We start from the raw sequence: 17,543 nt of genomic DNA, 5'->3' as shown, positions 1-17,543 counted from the left end.
TCAGGCCTGTTCGAGGGCGGGCGCGGCGGCGGGAGCCGCGAGGCCGCGCGCGGGTGCGTAGCGGTCGATCATCCAGGCGCAGAAGTCGGCGAACCCCTGCGGGTCGCGCGCCGGGCTGGTGTGGTGGGGGGCAACGCCCAGATGCTCGGGCGTGAAGCAGAAGGTGACGGTGACGTCGAAGTCGGCGAGCGCCTCCATCTGCCGGTCGAACCAGTCGATGGCGCCGGGGCGGAAGCTGTCGGCCCAGGACAGGCCCGTGCGCAGCCGCTTGGTGCCGAGCCGCTTCATCCAGGCGACCGCCTCGTCGAGGCGCGGATCCTCGAAGTGGAACCACTGCATCAGGCCCATCTCGTTCGCCACGCGCGCATAGCGCTCGAGCGAGGGCTTCGGCGTCCCGTCCTCGCGGATGAGGCCCATGTAGAAGTGGCGGTAGTAGCTCGACCCCTCCGCCTCGCGGTGGCGCGTCGTCGCGCCCCAGCTCATCGGCAGGTCGAAGAGCGAGTACCAGAAGACGCGCGGCACGCGCGGGAGCAACAGCTCGGCCGTCTTGTCGATGCCGAAGACCTGTACCTCCTCCGCGCCGAACGAGCCGACGCCGCATTCGGTCACCCAGACGGGCTTGTGCGTCACCGCCTCGATCTCGGCCACCTTCTGCGGCCAGTCGTGGATCGACCAGAGGTTCCAGTCGAGCGGGAAGCCGTGCACGGCGATGACGTCGACGGCGTCGAGCGCGCCGTGCTTCTCCATGCGCTGCACCCAGGCCGGGTCGATCGGCGACATGCCGCCGAGAACGCGGGTGATCGCGGGGTTCATCGCCCGGATCGATCCCGCCGCCCGGATCACCGTGTCGGCGAAGATCGCCCAGTCGGGGTCGAGCTCCGGGTCCCAATGGGACTTGTTGTTCGGCTCGTTCCAGATCATCGCGGCTTCGATCAACGCTTCAAACTCCTTGGGCCGGGTAGACGGCCGACGGCCCGTAGTCGGCATAGGGAACGGGGGCGACGCGGCAGAGATAGACCTCGTCCTCCGGATGGGCTTCGATCCGGAAGCCGCTCGCGCGCAGCATGGCTTCGGAACAGGCGCGGTTGGGCGCCCACCAATTGGTCCAGTCGCCGGCATATTCGCGCTCGATGAAGCGCATGGCGGGATAGGCCGGATCGTCGAAATAGGCGGGCGGCCGGTGCGTGCCCGGCTCGAAGAAGGGGTGATCCGCCGGCGCCTCGAAGCTCTCGTTGGAGCCGCGCTGGAGCGTCTGGAACAGCATCCTGTCGCCGGCGACGTGCTCGCGGATGAGGTCGAGCGCGAGCAGCGGGTGGCGCAGATGATAAAGGACGCCCATGAAGATCACGAGGTCGAAGCGCTCGCCGAGCGCCCCCACGTCGTAGACCGACAGGTTGCGGAACTCGACGTCGGGAAAGCCCAGGGCTTTCGCCGCGAGCCGCCCCTGCGCGAGGTAGCGCTCGTCGGAGTCGATGCCCAGCACCCGACCTGCACCGCGGCGCTTCATCTCGACCGCGTAGAAGCCGGCATTGCAGCCGATGTCGAGGACGCTCCAGCCGCTCATGTCCGCGGGCAGCGCGTCGGCGAAGCGGCGGAACTTCTGGCGGGGATAGTCGCCGAGAAAATGGTCCGGCGCCGTCTCGATCCCGTGTCCGAGATCGATGTTGTGGAACCAGGGGCTCAGGGCCTCGACTTCGGCTCGCAGGTCGCTGGGCGTCCACTCATCCATCAGGCGAGCCTTTCGTTGAGGGAGAGGAGCCGCGCGCCCCAGTCGCCGGCGACGATCCGCGTCGCGGAGGCCGGATCGACGTCGAAGGCGAGCAGCCGGTCGAGCGGCAGGCCGATGACATGGGCCACCGCCGCGCGGATCACGTCGCAGTGGCTGACCATGACGATGCGCCGCCCCTCGTTCGCCCGCGCGGTGTCGGCGAGGTGCGCCGCGACGCGGGCCTGCACCTCGGCCATGCTCTCGCCACCCGGCGCACGGGCCGAGCCGCGGCGCTCGTTCCAGATGCGCCAGTCGGGGTCGCCTGCCAGTTCGTCGAAAGTCCGGCCGGTCCAGGCGCCGAAGTCGATCTCTTCCAGCGCCGGCGCGATCTCGACCGGCAGGCCGCGTCCTGCCGCGATCGCCTCCGCGGTCTCGCGGGCGCGCTGCACGGGGCTCGACTGCACGGCATCGAAGGCGCCGTCCAGCGCGCGGGCGGCGCGGCGGGCCCGGGCCGTGCCCTCCGGGCCCAGGCCAAGGCCCGGCATCCGGCCGCTCAAACGCTGCCCGATCTGCTCGTGGGGGGCGTGGCGCACCAGGATCAGGGTCGCGGTCACGCGCCGCGCCTCCAAATCAAACCGGTCGTGGCAAACAAACGCCGCGCGTGTCCAAGACTTTTCTTTGCCGGCACCAGTTTGATTTTCCCCTTTCCTTCGCAGTGTCCGGAACCAGATAGGACGTGACCAGGAACAAGGAAGAAGAAGAGCGGCGGCCGGCGTGGAATTGTTGAACCCCGAGGATGCGGCGAAGCGCGCGCGATGCCCCACAACGAAGCGCTGAAAGCCGAAATGTCAACCTGCCGCAACCGATGGTCCCTATGAGCGAAACAGTTCTCGTCACCGGCGGCGCCGGCTTTATCGGCCGCTTCGTCGCCGACGAACTCCTGGCGCGCGGCAACCGCGTGCGCGTCCTCGACAGCTTGATCGAGCAGGTCCACGGGTCCGACCCCGCACCGCCGCTGAACCCAGAGGCCGAGCTGATCCGCGGCGACGTGCGCGACAAGGCCGCCGTCTCGCGTGCGCTGGAGGGCGTCGACAGCGTCGTCCACCTCGCGGCCGAGGTCGGCGTCGGCCAGTCCATGTACGAGGTCGAGCGCTACACCTCGACTAACGACGTCGGCACCGCCGTCCTCTTCGAGGCGCTGATCCAGCAGCCGGTGCGGCGCGTCGTCACGGCCTCCTCCATGAGCATCTACGGCGAAGGTCTCTACCGCGACGCGGAGGGCCGGCTCGTCGAGGACGCCGAGCGCAAGTCCCTGCGCGACGGTCAGGCCAACTGGGAGCCGGTGGACGCCGCCGGCCGGCCGCTCACCCCCGTGGCGACGCCGGAATGGAAGCGCCCGAACCTCGCCTCGATCTACGCGCTCAACAAATACGTCCAGGAGCGCACCACCCACATCATGGCCGCTCCCTACGGCATCGAGGGCGTGTGCCTGCGCCTCTTCAACGTCTATGGGCCCGGCCAGGCGCTCTCCAATCCCTATACCGGGGTGCTCGCGATCTTCGCCTCGCGCTTCCTCAACGGCCAGCAGCCCTTGATCTTCGAGGACGGCGAGCAGCGCCGCGACTTCGTCCACGTCTCCGACGTCGCCCGTGCCTTCGCCGACGCCCTGGTCCTGCCCCAGGCGGCCGGCGGCACCTTCAACATCGGCTCGGGCAACGATCGCTCGGTCACCGAGGTCGCCACCGAACTCGCCAGAGCCATGGGCAAGAACGACGTCGCGCCCGAGATCGTCGGCAAGGCCCGCGTCGGCGACATCCGCCACTGCTTCTGCGACACCTCGCTCGCCCGCGACCGCCTCGGCTTCGAGGCGCGGCAGGACTTCGGCGACGGCCTCGCGGTGCTTGCCGAATGGGTCGCGCGCCAGACGGCGCAGGACAAGGTGGAGCAGATGCGCGCCGAGCTCGAAGCGCGGGGTCTCGTCGCGTGAGCCTCGCTTCGCCATCGAACTCCGACGACCGGCCGGTGCTGATCACCGGCGGCGCCGGCTTCATCGGCTCCAACCTCGCCGACCGCCTCCTCTCCGAGGGCCACCGCGTGCGCGTCTACGACGCGCTCTCGCGCCCCGGCGTCGAGCGCAACCTCGCCTGGCTGACGACGCGCCACGGCGCCCGCATCGAGACGGTGCGCGCCGACATCCGCGACGAGCCGGAGCTGGCGCGCGCGGCCCGCGACGCCAAGGCCGTGTTCCACCTCGCCGCCCAGGTCGCGGTGACGACGAGCATGGTTTCCCCCCGCGAGGACTTCGAGATCAACGGCATCGGCACGCTGAACCTCCTGGAGGCCCTGCGCCGCCGGGGCGAGCCCGTGCCGCTCGTCTTCGCCTCCACCAACAAGGTCTACGGCGATCTCGCCGACATCGACTTCGTGCGCGAGGGCGAGGCCTACGTGCCGACCGACGCCGGCATGCGCGCCTACGGCGTCGGCGAGGCGCGCCCGCTCGACTTCCACACGCCCTATGGCTGCTCCAAGGGCGCGGCCGACCAGTACGTCCTCGATTACGCCCGCTCCTTCGGCCTGCCGGCGGCGGTCCTGCGCATGAGCTGCATCTACGGTCAGCGCCAGATGGGCACGGAGGACCAGGGCTGGGTCGCCCATTTCCTGATCAGCGCCCTCGAAGGCCGTCCGATCACCCTCTACGGCGACGGCCGGCAGGTGCGCGACATCCTCGACGTCTCCGACGCCGTGTCCGCCTATCTCGGCGCCTGGGCGCTCATCGGCGAGGTGAAGGGCCGCGCCTTCAACCTCGGCGGCGGGCCCCAGAACGCCGTCAGCCTTCGCCAGCTCATCGCCTATATGGGCGCCCTGCTCGGTCGTGAGGTGGAGGTCGGCTATTCCGACTGGCGGCCGGGGGACCAGCGCTACTTCGTCGCCGACACGCGCGCGGCGGAAGCCGCGTTCGGCCTCGGCCCCAAGCGGCCCTGGCGCGAGGGCGTCGCCCGCCTCGCCCGCTGGCTCGCATCCGAGCGGCGGCTGAACCTCGATCTCGACCTCGGCGCGGATCCCGAGCCCTTCCCCCGGGCCGCGGCTTCGTGACGGCGAAAAACCGCCTGCGCCTCCTGATGAGCGCCGACGCGGTCGGCGGCGTCTGGCAGTACGCGGTGGAGCTCGCCGGCGCGCTGGAGCCCCTCGGCATCGACGCGACGCTCGCGGTTCTCGGCCCGTCGCCCTCCGAGGACCTCCGCCGCTTCGCCGCGGAAACGGCGCCGCGCGCGGCGATCCTCGACACCGGCCTGCCTCTCGACTGGCTGAGCGAGAACGAGGCGCCGGTCCTCGCCGCCGCGCGTGCCCTGGCAGGCCTCGCCACCGACACCGGCGCCGACCTCGTCCAGCTCAACTCCCCCGCGCTCGCCGCGGCCGCGGCCTGTCCCGTGCCCGTCGTCGCGGTCGCCCACGGCTGCGTCGCGAGCTGGTGGGACGCCTGCGGCGACGGCCCGCTTCCGGAAAGCTTCCGCTGGCATGCCGGCCTCGTGCGCCGCGGCCTCCTCGCGGCGAACGCCGTCGTCGCGCCGAGCGCCGCCTATGCCGCCGACCTCGCCCGCGTCTACGCTCTGCCGGAGCCTCCCCGTGCCGTCCATAACGGCCGCGGCGGCGCGCCTACCCCCGCCGGCTTCGGCACGCCTGCGCCCCAAGCCTTCTCCGCCGGCCGCCTCTGGGACCGCGCCAAGGACACGGCGACGCTCGATGCGGTCGCCGCCCGCCTGTCCGCGCCGCTGCGCGCCGCCGGCCCCGTCGAGGCGCCGCACGGCGAGCGCGTCGAACCGCGGCACGTGGCGCTCCTCGGCCGGCTCGACGCGGCGGCCATGGCGCGCGCGCTGGCCGCCCGCCCCGTCTTCGTCTCCACCGCCCGCTTCGAGCCCTTCGGCCTCGCCGTCCTGGAAGCCGCGGCCCATGGCTGCCCCCTGGTTCTCGCCGACATTCCGGTCTTTCGCGAGCTGTGGGACGGCGTCGCCCGCTTCGCCCCGCCCGGCGACGCGGATGCCTTCGCCGCCGCGACGAACGCGCTCCTCGCCGACGAGGCCGCCCGCGACCGCCTCGGCCGGGAGGCCGCTGCCCGCGCCGCCCGCTACGCCCCCGCGGCAACGGCGAAGGTCATGGCCGCTCTTTACCGCGGGCTCCTGCCCGCCGCCGACACCCAGCTGAAGGTCGCCTCTTGAGGATCCGCTACTTCACCCACTCGCTCCTGTCCTGCTGGAACCACGGCAACGCCCACTTCCTGCGCGGGACCTTGCGCGAGCTGATCCGCCGCGGCCACGACGTTTCGGCCTTCGAGCCGGCCGGCAACTGGAGCCTCGCCAACCTCCTGTCGGATGCCGGCGAGGCGGGGCTCGAGCCCTTCCGCCGCGCCTATCCCGACCTCGCCGCCACGACCTACCCGCCGGACACCGACCCGGCCGAGCTCGTCGGCGAGGCCGACCTCGTGATCGTCCACGAGTGGAACGAGCCCGCCCTCGTCGCCGCCATCGGGCGCCTGCGGGCGCAGGGCGGGCGCTTCCGCCTCCTGTTCCACGACACCCACCACCGCGCCGTCAGCGACCCCGATGCCATCCGCGCCTTCGATCTGTCGGGCTATGACGGGGTGCTGGCCTTCGGCGAGACGCTGTCGGAAGTCTACCGCCGCTGGGGCTGGGGCGATCGCGTCTGGACCTGGCACGAGGCGGCCGACACGACGCACTTCCGCCCGCCGGAGCATGAGGGGACGCGCGAGGGCCTCGTCTGGATCGGCAACTGGGGCGACGGCGAACGAACGGAGGAGCTGGAGCGCTTCCTGTTCGCGCCGGCAAGCGAGGTTCGCCTGCCCCTCGACGTCTACGGCGTGCGCTATCCCGCCGAGGCCCTGGCGACGCTCGCCCGTCACGGCGTCGCCTATCACGGCTGGGCGCCCAATGCCGAGGCACCTGGCATCTTCGCGCGGCACCTCGCCACCGTCCACGTGCCCCGCCGCTACTACGCCACCATCCTGCCGGGCATCCCGACGATCCGCGTCTTCGAGGCGCTGGCCTGCGGCCTGCCGCTGGTCTCCGCGCCTTGGGAGGATTCCGAGCATCTGTTCCGCCCCGGCGAGGACTTCCTCGTCGCCCGCGACGGAGCCGAGATGACCAAGCATCTCGCGACCCTCCGCGACGACCCGGCGCTGCGCGCCGCCCTCGCCCGCTCGGGGCTGGAGACGATCCGCGCCCGCCACACCTGCGCCCACCGGGCCGACGAGCTTCTGGCCGTCGCCGCCCGCCTCGAAACCGCTTCCGAACGGATCGCGCCATGAAGATCGCCTTCTACGGCTCCAGCCTCCTGTCCTCCTACTGGAACGGCGCGGCGACCTATTATCGCGGCATCCTGCGCAATCTCGCCTCGCGCGGCTGGGACGTCACCTTCTACGAGCCCGACGCCTTCGACCGGCAGAAGCACCGCGACATCGATCCGCCGCACTGGGCCAAGGTCGTGGTCTATCCCGCGACCGTCGAGGCCATGCGCTCCGTTCTCTCCGAGGCGCGCTTCGCCGACGTCGTCGTCAAGGCGAACGGCGTCGGCGTCTTCGACAAGGAGCTGCTGGAGGGCATCGTCGAGAACTCGGCCTCGCATGCCCTGCGCATCTTCTGGGACGTCGATGCCGCGGCTACCCTCGACGAGATGCGCGCCGACCCGGCCCATCCCGTCACCGCGGCGCTGCCCGCCCTCGACATGGTCCTGACCTATGGCGGCGGCCCGCCCGTGGTGGACGCCTATCACGCCTTCGGCGCCAAGCTCTGCGTTCCCATCTACAACGCGCTGGACGCCTCGACGCACCATCCCGTGCCGCCCGACGCGCGCTTCTCGGCCGACCTCGCCTTTCTCGGCAACCGCCTGCCGGACCGGGAGGCCCGCGTCGAGGAGTTCTTCCTGAAGCCCGCCGCGCTCCTGCCCGACCGCGCCTTCCTGATCGGCGGCAACGGTTGGGAAACGAAGGCGATGCCCGGGAACGTCCGCCATCGCGGCCATGTCTACACGGCCGAGCACAACGCCTTCAACGTGACGCCGCGCGCCGTCCTCAACGTCGCGCGCGACTCCATGGCCCATGTCGGCTTCTCGCCGGCCACGCGCGTCTTCGAGGCGGCGGGAGCGAGCGCCTGCCTCATCACCGACGCCTGGGAGGGCATCGAGCAGTTCCTCAAGCCCGACGAGGAGGTGCTCGTCGCCCGCGACGGGCAGGACGTCGCCGACCACTTGGCCGAGCTCACGCCCGAGCGCGCCGAGGCGATCGGCCGCGCCGCGCTCGCCCGGGTTCTCGCGAGCCACACCTACGAGCTGCGCGGCGTCGAGGTCGATCGCCTCCTTCGCGACGCGCTCGCCCGCCGGAGGCAGGCGGCATGAAGCTCGTCGTCCTCGGCCTGTCGCTCTCCTCGGCCTGGGGCAACGGTCACGCCACGACCTATCGCGCCCTCCTCAAGGCCTTCGCCGGCCTCGGCCACGACGTCCTGTTCCTGGAGCGCGACGTGCCCTGGTACGCCGCCCACCGCGACCTTCCCGCGCCCGACTGGTGCCGGCTGGAGCTTTATGCGGACCTGACCGATCTCGGCCGCTTCGATCCCGAGATCGAGCGCGCCGACGCGGTGATCGTCGGCTCCTACGTGCCCGAGGGCGTCGCCGTCGGCGCGCACGTCCAGCGGATCGCCCGCGGCGCCACCGCCTTCTACGACATCGACACGCCGGTGACCCTCGCCAAGCTCGCGCGCGGCGACTTCGAATATCTGACGCCCGAGCTCATCGCCGGATACGACGCCTATCTGTCCTTCACCGGCGGCCCGACGCTCGACCTCCTGGAGCGTCGCTACGGCTCGCCCGCCGCGCGCGCGCTCTTCTGCTCGGCCGACCCGGAGGCCTACAGGCCGCTCGCCGTCGAGCCGCGCTGGGACCTGTCCTATCTCGGCACCTACAGCCCCGACCGACAGCCGACGCTGGAGCGCCTGCTCCTTGACGTCGCTCGGGCTTGCCCGGAGAAGCGCTTCGCCGTCGCCGGCCCGCAATACCCGGTCGGCATCAACTGGCCGGCCAATGTCGAGCGCATCGAGCATCTCGGACCCGCCGACCACGCCGCCTTCTATTCCGCCTCGCGCTTCACCCTCAACGTCACCCGCGCCGACATGATCGCCGCCGGCTGGAGCCCGTCGGTCCGCCTGTTCGAGGCCGGCGCCTGCGGCACGCCGATCATCTCCGACGTCTGGGACGGGCTCGACGAGCTGTTCGAGCCGGATCGCGAGATCGTCCTCGCGGCGACCACGGCGGACGTCGTCGCGGCACTGCCGCGCGACGGCGCGGCCATGGGCCGGGCAGCGCGCGACAAGGTGCTGGCCGCCCACACGGCTGCCCATCGCGCCGCCGAGTTGGAAGCGCACCTGATCGAGGCGTCATCCAGATCTTCGAAGATCACGTCGCGCCGCCTGGAAGTCGATCCCCTCGCCGGTTGACGATTCTTTTAGACAGGAACACTTAGTTGTTTAGATAAAAGCCGCGGCGCTCATCAGGAACACTGTCGGCGCGAGCGGGCTTCCGGCTCCGGATCTCCCCAAAAGAGGAATCGGAGCCTCAACATGAACAGACGAAATCTGATGGGCGGCCTCGCCGGACTGGCGGTGGCCGGAGCGATGCCGTTCGCCGCCGCCACGGACGCCCTCGCCGCGACGGCGACGATCGACCGCGCCAAGCTGCCGGCCCTGATGGGCGGGGACTTCGCCACCGCCACGAGCCAGCTCGCGGCGCGCCGCGCGTCGAGCCGGGCGGTGAAAGCCTTCGCCGAACTCGAGATCGCCGAACAGGCGGCCGTCGCGAAGGCCTTCGGCAGCCGGCCCGGCGCGGCGGGCGTCAGCCGCCGCCAGGCGGCGATGATCGAGGAGCTGCGCGGTCTGTCGGGCCCGGCCTTCGACGTGATGTACGTCGAGGGCCAGATCATGGGCCACAAGGAACTCCTGAAGATCCACCAGGCCTATGCCCGCACCGGGCGCGACCCGCAGGCGCGCGGCGCCTCGATCGTCGGCGTGACCGGCATCCAGTCGCACCTCTTCCTTCTCAACTCGATCCGCAGCCAGCTCGCCTGAGGGCGAGCCGGCCACGAAAGGGACTTCCATGTTCTACACCGACGGACAGCTCCAGTACCCGGTCCGCGTCGAGCGGCCGAACCCGGTCTTCGCCCGCGCCCTCCAGCAGGCCATCGGCGGCGTCGAGGGCGAGATCCGCGTCGCCATGCAGTACATGTTCCAGGCCTTCGGCGCCCGCGGCCCGTCGAAGTACCGCGACATGCTGCTCAACACCGCGACGGAGGAGCTCGGCCACATCGAGATGCTCGCGACCGCCGTCGCGCTGAACCTCGAGAACGCGCCCCTGTCCTTCCAGGAGGAGGTCTCGGCCGACCCGATCGGCGGCGCGATCCTCAACGGCGTCGACATGCGCCAGATCCTGTCGACGGGCCTCGCGGCGCTGCCTTCCGACGCCAACGGCGTGCCCTTCGACGCGTCCCACGTCTACGCGTCGGGCAATCTGGCCGCCGACATGTACGCCAACGTCACGGCGGAGAGCTCCGGCCGCGTTCTCGCGGTGCGGCTCTACAACATGACCGACGATCCCGGCATGAAGGACATGCTGTCCTTCCTGATCGCCCGCGACACCATGCACCAGCAGCAGTGGCTCGCCGCGATCGAGGACATGGGCGGCGAGGCGATGAACCTGCCGATCCCCAACTCCTTCCCGCAGAGCCAGGAAGCGCAGGAGTTCTCCTACGCCTATTTCGGCCACATGACGGACGGCACGATCCCGCAGGGACGCTGGAGCGAAGGCCCCTCCATGGACGGCAAGGGCACCTTCTCCTCGCAGGTGTCCAAGCCCATGGGCGGCAAGCCGAGTCTTGCCCCGGCGCGGCCCGACGGCGGCGGCCAGGTGCAGCAGACCTCGAAGTCGGGAGCCGGCGGCCTCCTCGGCCAGATCGAGGGCGCCATCGAGCGCAACATCTGATCCGGCCCGACGCCGGCGATCGCGCGAAGCGGTTCCGCCGTCGCGTGCCCGGCTGAGACGATCCGGCCGGGCCGCTACCCCGCGGCCCGGCCGAGATGCTGCTCGACGTCGAGCGGCACGCAGAAGCGGCAGCAGAAGCCGTTCGGCTCGAAATCGAGCTGCACCTTGCCCTCCAGCTCGTCCTCGACGCTGCGGCGGATGAGGCGCGAGCCGAAGCCCGCCCGGAGCGGCGCCGCCTGCAGCGCCGCCACGCCCTGCTCGCTCCATTCGAAAACGAGCGCCTCGCCCGCAGGCCGGAGCTCGACGCGCCAGCCGATCCGGACATGGCCGTCGGGGCCGGCGAGCGCGCCGTGCCGGGCGGCATTGGCGGCCAGCTCGTGGATCACCATGCCGAGCGCCAGGGCGTGGCGGGCGCTGAGCGCCACGTCCTCGCCGGTCAGCGTCACCTGCGTCGCGGGATAGGCTTTCAGCTCCCCGACGACGATTTCCGACAGGCTCGCCTGCTCCCAGCCATGCCGGGTCAGCGCGTTGTGCGTGGCCGACAGCGCCTGCAGCCGTGCCTCGAAGCTGCGGTGGAAGGCGGCGGCCGACTGCGTGCCGCGAGCGGTCTGGCGCGAGATCGACTGGACGGTCGCGAGCGTGTTCTTCACCCGGTGGTTCAGCTCGTCGACGAGGAGGCGCTGGCGCTTCTCGCTGGTGATGATCCGCTCCACCGCCTGCCGGCGCTCGGTGACGTCGATCACGACGCCGACCATCCGCGCCGCCCGCCCGCCGCCGGCCCGCACCGTGCGCCCGCGCGCGTTGACCCAGCGCCCGCCCCCCGCCAGCGGATATTCCACGTCGTAGTCCGTGCCGGTGCGGATCGCCTCCATCAGCCGCGTTTCGCGCGCCGCCCGGCTGTCGGGGGCGATGCGGCTCAGCGCCTCGGCATAGGTCAGCCCCTCCTCGGGCGGGAGGCCGAAGATCGCCTTGCCCTTGGGCGAGATGTGCAAGCGCCAGCTCCTGAGGTCGAGCTCCCAATAGCCGACGCCGCCCGCTTCCAGCGCGGCCAGGATGTTGCCGCGCTGATCGTAGAGCGAGGCCATGAGCGCGAGAAACAGGATCAGAACCGTGGTGCCGGCGACGCCGAAGGCGAGCGGCAGGGGGGCGGGCCCCACCGGATGGACGTCGGCGCCCTCGGCGGGTGTCAGGCGCAGCGCCGCCATGGCGGTGTAGTGCATGCCGACCACCGCGAGGCCCAGGACGAGCGCCGCGACCCCGCGCAGCTGGGTCGAGCGCTCGCCCCGCGCGACAAACAGCGCGGCCGTCGAAGCGACCACGGCGATGCCGAACGACAAAGCGACGAGCGGCGCGTCGTAGCCGAGCGAGACGGCGGTCACCACCGCGGCCATGCCGACATAGTGCATGGTGCAGATGCCAGCGCCCATCAGGACGCCCGCCGCCGCGACCTGGGGCGCGCCCGCACGCTCGGACGCCGCGACGAAGAAGGCGACGGCCGTCGCGCCGATCGCCAGAAGAAGGGAGGCGACCGTAAGCCACGGGTCGTAGCTGACGGCCGAGCCGGGATCGAAGCCGAGCATGGCGACGAAGTGCATCGACCAGATGCTGAGCCCCATGGCGAAGGCTGCGGCCGCCAGCCAGCCGGCCCGCGCCCGCCCGAAATTGCCGGTGACGCGCCGGAACAGGTCCAGCGCCGTCCAGGAGCCGAGCACAGCGACGATCAGCGATAGGACCACGAAGACGGGACTGTGATGGCTATGGGACATCCAAGCTCGTTCCGGCTTGCGGGCGTACGAAACGTTCGCCCTGCCATGAAACAAGTAAGAGGCGCTGGCAACAGAAAAGAGCCAGCGAAATCAGCCCGCTATGTCCACATGCCTGGAAATTCCCGCGGAAGACCGTGCGGGATCAAGGTCCTGCGACCGAACATTGCGGTCGCGCGAACGCATCAGCGTCCGGCAGCCCTCGCGCCCGGCTTCGTCTTGAGGTCCTTCAGGATCTCGCGCGCAGCGTTGGCGCCCGGGATTCCCGAAACGCCCCCGCCCGGATGCATCGACGAGCCGCAGACGTAGAGGCCCTTGATGGGCGTGCGGTAGTCGGCGTAGCCCGAGACCGGCCGCTGGAAGAAGAGCTGGTCGGCCGACAGCTCGCCATGGAAGATGTGGCCCTGCGGCAGGTTGACGATCCGCTCGATATCGGGCGGCACGAGGAGCTGCGCCTCGATCACGTCGTCGCGGAAGCCCGGCGCGAACTCCTCGATCGTGTCGAAGACGGTGTTCTTGAAGTTCTCCTTCTCGCTTGCCCAGTCGTCGCCCTTCAGCTTGTAGGGCGCGTGCCCGCCGAAGAGGTTGACGACGTGCTTGCCGGCGGGCGCCAGCGTGTCGTCGACGATCGTCGGCACCACCGGCGTGAGAAAGGGCCGGCTCGAATACCGGCCGTACTTCGCGTCGTCGTAGGCGCGCTCGAGATAATCGATGTCGGGCGCGATGTGCATGTAGGTCGGATAGGGAAAGCTGCCGATCGCCCCGTCGGCGCGCACCTTGTCGAGGATCCTGTATTGCGGCGGGCGCTCGCAGGCGATGTTCATCTTGAAGGCGGTCGAGAAGGTCCGGTAGTTGTCGATCTCGCGCTTCACCTCCGGCGGCACCAGGGCCGGATCAAGCATGTCGCGGTAGAGGAGCTTGGCGTTGACGTTCGAGGCAATGGTCTTCGCCTTGTAGGTATGCCCGTCCGCCGTCACGACCGAAACGGCGGCGTTGCCGGCCACCTTGATCTCGCGGATGTCGGCATCGGTCACGATCTCGACGCCGAGCTTCCGGTCGGCGTCGGCCAGCGCCTGCGTGATCGAGCCCATGCCGCCCCGAACGAAGCCCCAGCCCCCAGCCCCTTCGTGCTCGCCCATGACGTGGTGCATGATCACGTAGGCCGAGCCCGGCGTCTTCGGGCCGGCAAAGGTGCCGATCGAGGCGTAATAGGCGAGAACCGCCATGATGCGCTCGTCCTCGAACCATTCGGCGAGGAAGTCGTAGGCGCTCATCGTCATGAGATCGGCGATGCGGTACATCTTGCGGCCGATCTTGCGGTACTTCCACAGGAGCTGCGCGCCGTCCTTGAAGGTCTTCCAGTCGCGTTTCGTCGGGTCGACCGGCGTTTCCCACAGGAGCTTCCTCACGATCGCGGCCGATTCCATGAGGTAGGTGTCGAACTCCGGGTAGATGGCCGCGTCCGCCTTCGAGAACTTGGCGAAGGAGGCCTGCGTCCTCGCGATATTGTCGGAGAACAGGATGTAGTCGTCGCCGCCGACCGGCGAGACCATGTCCGAGCAGGGCAGCACCTCCAGGCCATGGGCTTTCAGGTCGAAGTCGCGGATGATGCGGGGATGGAGGAGGCTCATGAGGTAGGAGAAGATCGAGGCGCGGAAGCCCGGCGCGATCTCCTCCGTCACCGCCGCTCCGCCCACCACGTGCCGGCGCTCCAGCACCAGGACCTTCAGCCCCGCCTTGGCGAGGTAGCCGGCGCAGACGAGCCCGTTGTGACCGGCGCCGATGACGATCGCGTCGTATTCTGCCGACATGAAAACTTCCCGACCCACCGCGCGGCGCCGATTCTCCAGCCCGCGACGTCTTCACCTATGTGAAATCGTGTCCGAGACGCGTCGCCCGTGCAAGCCAAATCCAGGCAGACGGCTCGATGCTGCGCAGCGAAGTCGGCCGATGCGCGATCCAGGCCCAATATTTTTCATTAATGTGAAAACGACGCTCCTCTCGCGTCTTAGAACCGCGAGCTGGTCCGGGCGCGTCCGGCTTGGCCAAGCGGCTTCGCCCTGGGCTTTCAGAGCATGGCGGGCAGGATGCCGCGCTCGAGGTCGAGGAGCCGGCGCTTGGTGTCCAAGCCGCCGCCGAACCCCGTCAGGGTGCCGTTCGCGCCGATGACGCGGTGGCAGGGCACGACGATCGGCAGCGGGTTGGCGCCGTTCGCCGCGCCCACCGCCCGGCTCGCGGCCGGTCGGCCGATCCGTCGCGCCAGCTCGCCGTAGCTGATCGTCTCGCCGGCCGGAATGTCGAGGAGCGCGCGCCAGACTTCCAGCTGAAAGGGCGTGCCGACCGGATCGAGGGCGAGGTCGAAGGCGTGGCGGCGTCCGGCGAAATAGTCGCCGAGCTGCGCCCGCGCGCTGGCAAAGGCGCCGTCCGCCCGCCGCCAGTCCGGCCGCGGCGCGACCACACCCTTGCCCGAGGGAAAACCGATCCGCGACAGGCGCTCGCCGTCGCCGGCGAGCAGCAGCGGCCCGATCGGGCTGTCGAGAAAGGTGAAGAGCGTTTCGCTCATGCGCGTCCTCCCGCGGGCGGCTGCGACCGGACGAGGCGCAGCATCCGCCCGTCGATGACGAGAAGGCCGAGCGCGATCAGCGCCATGCCGGCGAAGTGGTTGGCGGTCAGGCGCTCGTTGAGGACGAGGGTGCCCAGAAGAATCGCGCTGACCGGGATCAGCAGCGTGACGAGCGAGCTGTTGGTCGCCCCGCCGACCGCCAGGATGCGGAAGAACAGGACGTAGGCGAGCGCCGTCGAGAGCAGCGCGAGGCCGGCGAGCGCGGCGAGCGTCGCCGGTCCCGGCGCCGGCAGGGTCCAGGGCGCGTCGACCGCGGCGGCGATGGGGATGGCCAGGAGCGTGGCGCAGGCGAGCTGGCCGAAGGCGACCACGACCGGCTCGACGCCCATGCGCCGGAAGCGCCGGCCGTAGACGCTGGCGAAGCCGTAGGACAGCGCCGCGCCGAGGCAGGCGAGGAGCGCCCAGAGCGGCGGCGCGTCGCTGACGAAGGCGTTGCCGCCCATCAGCACCGCGACGCCGGCGAGTCCGAGCCCCACCCCCGTCAGCTTGGCGCGGGTCATCCTCTCGTCGGCGGTCAGGCGATGGGCGATGAGGATGGAGAAGATCGGCGTTGTCGCGTTGAGGATCGAGGCGAGGCCGCTCGGGATCGCCGTCTGGGCGAGGAAGATCAGGCCGAAGGGTACGATGTTGTTGAGGAGCGCCATGCCGAAGAAGGCCGTCCACACCGCCCTGCCGCGCGGAACGACGCGCCCCGTCGCGGCGAGGAAGACGAAGAGCGCCAGGGCCGCGAGGCTCACCCGCGCCAGCACGACGGTGAAGGGCGGCAGCTCGCCGAGCGCCACCTTGGAGAAGAAGAAGGCGCCGCCCCAGAGGATCGAGAGGATCAGGAGAAGCGCCCATTCGATCGGGCCCATCTTCGGGGTGTCGCTCATGCTCATGCTCATGCCGCCGGCCTTCGCGATGTCACGCCCGACCATCGCCCCTCCCCGCCCTGCCGGCTCGCCGGATTCGGACGCCGATGGGCGCGCAGGCTAATTCATCGGCTAGGATGCCGCCATGGTTCTCGACATCGCCCTCTGCGAAGCCGCCTGGCGCTCGCGCGATCCCGCCTTTGACGGCCGGTTCTTCGTCGGCGTGCGCTCCACCGGCATCTATTGCCGCTGCATCTGCCCGGTGCGCCCGCCGCTGCGACGGAACATCGAATTCCTGGCGAGCGCCGCGGCGGCCGAGCGCGCGGGCTTCCGCCCCTGCCTTCGCTGCCGGCCGGAGAGCGCGCCCTTCTCGCCGGCCTGGAAAGGGTCTCTCGCGGCCGTCGAGCGCGCGGCGCGCCTCATCCGCGAGGACGGCGCGCTCGACGGCGAGGGGCGGAGCGTCGAGGCGCTTGCGGCGCGGGTCGGCATCGGCCCGCGCCACCTCTCGCGCCTCTTCGCCAAGCATCTGGGCGCGAGCCCCGGCGAGGTCGCGCGCAATGCTCGTGTGGCGCGCGCCAAGCGGCTGCTCACCGAAACCGATCTTCCGATGACCGACATCGCCCTCCAGGCCGGCTTCGGCAGCCTCAGGCGCTTCAACGCCGTGTTCCAGGAGGTCTACCGGCGCCCGCCCTCCGCGATCCGCCGCGCCGCCGATCCCGCCTCCGCCAAGCCGATCACCGCCGTGCCGGGATGCGGTTCTCCAGAACACGGAAGAGCGACACGAGAATCGCGGTGAGGACGAGGTAGATCAGCGCGAGGAGGAGAAGCGGCTCGTAGGTGAGGAAGGTGTCCTGGCGCACGCGCGAGAAGACGGCGTAGAGATCGACGACGGTGATCGTCGCGACCAGCGGCGTCGCTTTGAGCTGCAGCACCGTTTCGCCTGCGAGGGTCGGCAGCGCGCGCTGGACGGCGCGCGGCAGCCAGATGCGCCGGAGCAGCGTCCAGCGCCCCATGCCGTAGGCCCGGCCCGCCTCCAGTTCCCCCCGCGGGACGCCCTTGAAGGCCCCGCGCATCACCTCGCCCTCGTAGCCGGCGAATGACAAGGTGAGGGCGAGCACCGCATAGGGCCAGGCCTGGCGCAGATATGGCCACAGGAACGAGTCGCGAATCTCCGGGATCAGCGGAAAGAGCGAGCCGAGGCCGTAGTACAGGAGCCACATCTGCAGGAGCAGCGGCGTGCCGCGGATCACCGTGCAGAAGGCCGTGGCGGGCGCGGCGAGGAACCAGGGCCCCGCGGCCTGGGCGAGGCCGAGGGGCACGGCGAGAAGGAAGCCGAGGATCGTCGTCGAGACAAGGATCAGAAGCGTCTGCCACAGGCCGGCCGCGATCATCGGCGCGTAGGTCGCCAGCCAGTCCCAGCGCATCGAGAGCGCGGCCCAGACGACGAGCCCGAGCGCGACGAGGATCAGGACGATGCGGTGCGGCTTGAGGAGCGCCGAAGCGTCGAGGCGCCGGCTCGGCGTCGGGGCGAGCGACTCGACGGGCGGCGCCTCGATCGCGGG

17 protein-coding genes are annotated in these 17,543 nt (G+C 70.6%); 9 read left to right on the top strand and 8 right to left on the bottom strand.

The genetic code is table 11. The annotated features are described in order from the left end of the window. The 3 genes from FZN60_RS15255 to FZN60_RS15245 are packed head-to-tail and all read right to left on the bottom strand — an operon-like array spanning position 1 to position 2,322. Positions 1-936 carry a glycosyl hydrolase gene (locus FZN60_RS15255; protein ID WP_158874356.1) on the bottom strand — a complete coding sequence of 312 codons (936 nt, stop codon included), beginning with the start codon at positions 934-936 and terminating at the stop codon, positions 1-3. Positions 937-940: 4 nt separating this feature from the next. Further along, entirely contained in the window at positions 941-1,729 is a 789-nt protein-coding gene (locus FZN60_RS15250) for a TIGR04290 family methyltransferase (RefSeq protein WP_158874355.1), read from the bottom strand. Then, positions 1,729-2,322 (bottom strand): histidine phosphatase family protein, encoded by a 594-nt coding sequence (locus FZN60_RS15245; protein ID WP_158874354.1) that lies wholly within the window; start codon positions 2,320-2,322, stop codon positions 1,729-1,731. The genes FZN60_RS15250 and FZN60_RS15245 overlap by 1 nt, the downstream gene beginning before the upstream one ends. Positions 2,323-2,582: 260 nt before the next feature. Here FZN60_RS15245 and FZN60_RS15240 point away from each other — a divergent pair, with 260 nt between their 5' ends. The 8 genes from FZN60_RS15240 to FZN60_RS15205 all read left to right on the top strand — a co-directional run bounded on the left by FZN60_RS15240 (position 2,583) and on the right by FZN60_RS15205 (position 10,744). Continuing rightward, positions 2,583-3,695: an NAD-dependent epimerase/dehydratase family protein gene (locus tag FZN60_RS15240; RefSeq protein ID WP_158874353.1), complete on the top strand. Its 1,113-nt coding sequence runs from the start codon at positions 2,583-2,585 to the stop codon at positions 3,693-3,695. After that, positions 3,692-4,801 carry an SDR family NAD(P)-dependent oxidoreductase gene (locus tag FZN60_RS15235; protein WP_246726836.1) on the top strand — a complete coding sequence of 370 codons (1,110 nt, stop codon included), beginning with the start codon at positions 3,692-3,694 and terminating at the stop codon, positions 4,799-4,801. The genes FZN60_RS15240 and FZN60_RS15235 overlap by 4 nt, the downstream gene beginning before the upstream one ends. Continuing rightward, the gene (locus FZN60_RS15230) at positions 4,798-5,922 is read left to right on the top strand and encodes a glycosyltransferase (RefSeq protein ID WP_246726834.1); all 1,125 of its coding nucleotides are present in this window, start codon (positions 4,798-4,800) and stop codon (positions 5,920-5,922) included. The genes FZN60_RS15235 and FZN60_RS15230 overlap by 4 nt, the downstream gene beginning before the upstream one ends. Then, the gene (locus tag FZN60_RS15225) at positions 5,919-7,028 is read left to right on the top strand and encodes a CgeB family protein (RefSeq protein ID WP_158874351.1); all 1,110 of its coding nucleotides are present in this window, start codon (positions 5,919-5,921) and stop codon (positions 7,026-7,028) included. Before FZN60_RS15230 ends, FZN60_RS15225 begins: the two co-directional genes overlap by 4 nt. After that, positions 7,025-8,113, top strand: coding sequence for a CgeB family protein (locus FZN60_RS15220; RefSeq protein ID WP_158874350.1), 1,089 nt, complete (start codon positions 7,025-7,027; stop codon positions 8,111-8,113). Before FZN60_RS15225 ends, FZN60_RS15220 begins: the two co-directional genes overlap by 4 nt. Further along, positions 8,110-9,207: a CgeB family protein gene (locus tag FZN60_RS15215; RefSeq protein WP_158874349.1), complete on the top strand. Its 1,098-nt coding sequence runs from the start codon at positions 8,110-8,112 to the stop codon at positions 9,205-9,207. The genes FZN60_RS15220 and FZN60_RS15215 overlap by 4 nt, the downstream gene beginning before the upstream one ends. Before the next feature lie 123 nt (positions 9,208-9,330). Next, positions 9,331-9,834 carry a DUF4142 domain-containing protein gene (locus tag FZN60_RS15210; protein WP_158874348.1) on the top strand — a complete coding sequence of 168 codons (504 nt, stop codon included), beginning with the start codon at positions 9,331-9,333 and terminating at the stop codon, positions 9,832-9,834. A gap of 28 nt (positions 9,835-9,862) precedes the next feature. Next, a complete protein-coding gene (locus tag FZN60_RS15205) occupies positions 9,863-10,744 on the top strand; it encodes a manganese catalase family protein (RefSeq protein ID WP_158874347.1) in 882 nt (293 codons plus the stop codon). Between the two features lie 74 nt (positions 10,745-10,818). Here the strand turns inward: FZN60_RS15205 and FZN60_RS15200 are convergent, their stop codons facing one another. From FZN60_RS15200 to FZN60_RS15185, 4 genes are all read right to left on the bottom strand, one after another. Beyond that, positions 10,819-12,510 carry an MHYT domain-containing protein gene (locus FZN60_RS15200; protein ID WP_158874346.1) on the bottom strand — a complete coding sequence of 564 codons (1,692 nt, stop codon included), beginning with the start codon at positions 12,508-12,510 and terminating at the stop codon, positions 10,819-10,821. Between the two features lie 182 nt (positions 12,511-12,692). Continuing rightward, positions 12,693-14,318, bottom strand: coding sequence for a phytoene desaturase family protein (locus FZN60_RS15195; protein WP_158874345.1), 1,626 nt, complete (start codon positions 14,316-14,318; stop codon positions 12,693-12,695). 257 nt (positions 14,319-14,575) lie between these two features. Continuing rightward, complete coding sequence (locus FZN60_RS15190) at positions 14,576-15,070, bottom strand: methylated-DNA--[protein]-cysteine S-methyltransferase (protein ID WP_158874344.1); 495 nt, start codon at positions 15,068-15,070, stop codon at positions 14,576-14,578. Further along, the gene (locus tag FZN60_RS15185; protein WP_422570279.1) at positions 15,067-16,008 is read right to left on the bottom strand and encodes a DMT family transporter; all 942 of its coding nucleotides are present in this window, start codon (positions 16,006-16,008) and stop codon (positions 15,067-15,069) included. Before FZN60_RS15185 ends, FZN60_RS15190 begins: the two co-directional genes overlap by 4 nt. A gap of 118 nt (positions 16,009-16,126) precedes the next feature. Between FZN60_RS15185 and FZN60_RS15180 the strand changes: the two genes are divergently transcribed. Then, a complete protein-coding gene (locus FZN60_RS15180) occupies positions 16,127-16,777 on the top strand; it encodes a bifunctional transcriptional activator/DNA repair enzyme AdaA (protein ID WP_158874343.1) in 651 nt (216 codons plus the stop codon). On the opposite strand, the gene FZN60_RS15175 is transcribed toward FZN60_RS15180, so the two are convergent. Continuing rightward, a complete protein-coding gene (locus FZN60_RS15175) occupies positions 16,716-17,537 on the bottom strand; it encodes an ABC transporter permease (RefSeq protein WP_246726859.1) in 822 nt (273 codons plus the stop codon). The two genes, FZN60_RS15180 and FZN60_RS15175, sit on opposite strands and share 62 nt — an antisense overlap. Positions 17,538-17,543: the final 6 nt, after the last annotated feature.

The sequence above is a fragment of the Antarcticirhabdus aurantiaca genome, assembly GCF_009765365.1.
Lineage (GTDB): Bacteria > Pseudomonadota > Alphaproteobacteria > Rhizobiales > Rhizobiaceae > Antarcticirhabdus > Antarcticirhabdus aurantiaca.
The sequence above is the reverse complement of the archived record's forward strand: the minus strand, read 5'-3'. Positions and strand labels throughout refer to the sequence as shown.

What these genes read in the sequence shown, in the direction of transcription:
- FZN60_RS15250 (WP_158874355.1), bottom strand. Translation starts at nt 1,729, where the DNA reads ATGGATGAGTGGACGCCCAGCGACCTGCGAGCCGAAGTCGAGGCCCTG.
- FZN60_RS15240 (WP_158874353.1), top strand. Translation starts at nt 2,583, where the DNA reads ATGAGCGAAACAGTTCTCGTCACCGGCGGCGCCGGCTTTATCGGCCGC.
- FZN60_RS15220 (WP_158874350.1), top strand. Translation starts at nt 7,025, where the DNA reads ATGAAGATCGCCTTCTACGGCTCCAGCCTCCTGTCCTCCTACTGGAAC.
- FZN60_RS15215 (WP_158874349.1), top strand. Translation starts at nt 8,110, where the DNA reads ATGAAGCTCGTCGTCCTCGGCCTGTCGCTCTCCTCGGCCTGGGGCAAC.
- FZN60_RS15210 (WP_158874348.1), top strand. Translation starts at nt 9,331, where the DNA reads ATGAACAGACGAAATCTGATGGGCGGCCTCGCCGGACTGGCGGTGGCC.
- FZN60_RS15205 (WP_158874347.1), top strand. Translation starts at nt 9,863, where the DNA reads ATGTTCTACACCGACGGACAGCTCCAGTACCCGGTCCGCGTCGAGCGG.
- FZN60_RS15200 (WP_158874346.1), bottom strand. Translation starts at nt 12,510, where the DNA reads ATGTCCCATAGCCATCACAGTCCCGTCTTCGTGGTCCTATCGCTGATC.
- FZN60_RS15195 (WP_158874345.1), bottom strand. Translation starts at nt 14,318, where the DNA reads ATGTCGGCAGAATACGACGCGATCGTCATCGGCGCCGGTCACAACGGG.
- FZN60_RS15190 (WP_158874344.1), bottom strand. Translation starts at nt 15,070, where the DNA reads ATGAGCGAAACGCTCTTCACCTTTCTCGACAGCCCGATCGGGCCGCTG.
- FZN60_RS15185 (WP_422570279.1), bottom strand. Translation starts at nt 16,008, where the DNA reads ATGAGCATGAGCGACACCCCGAAGATGGGCCCGATCGAATGGGCGCTT.
- FZN60_RS15180 (WP_158874343.1), top strand. Translation starts at nt 16,127, where the DNA reads ATGGTTCTCGACATCGCCCTCTGCGAAGCCGCCTGGCGCTCGCGCGAT.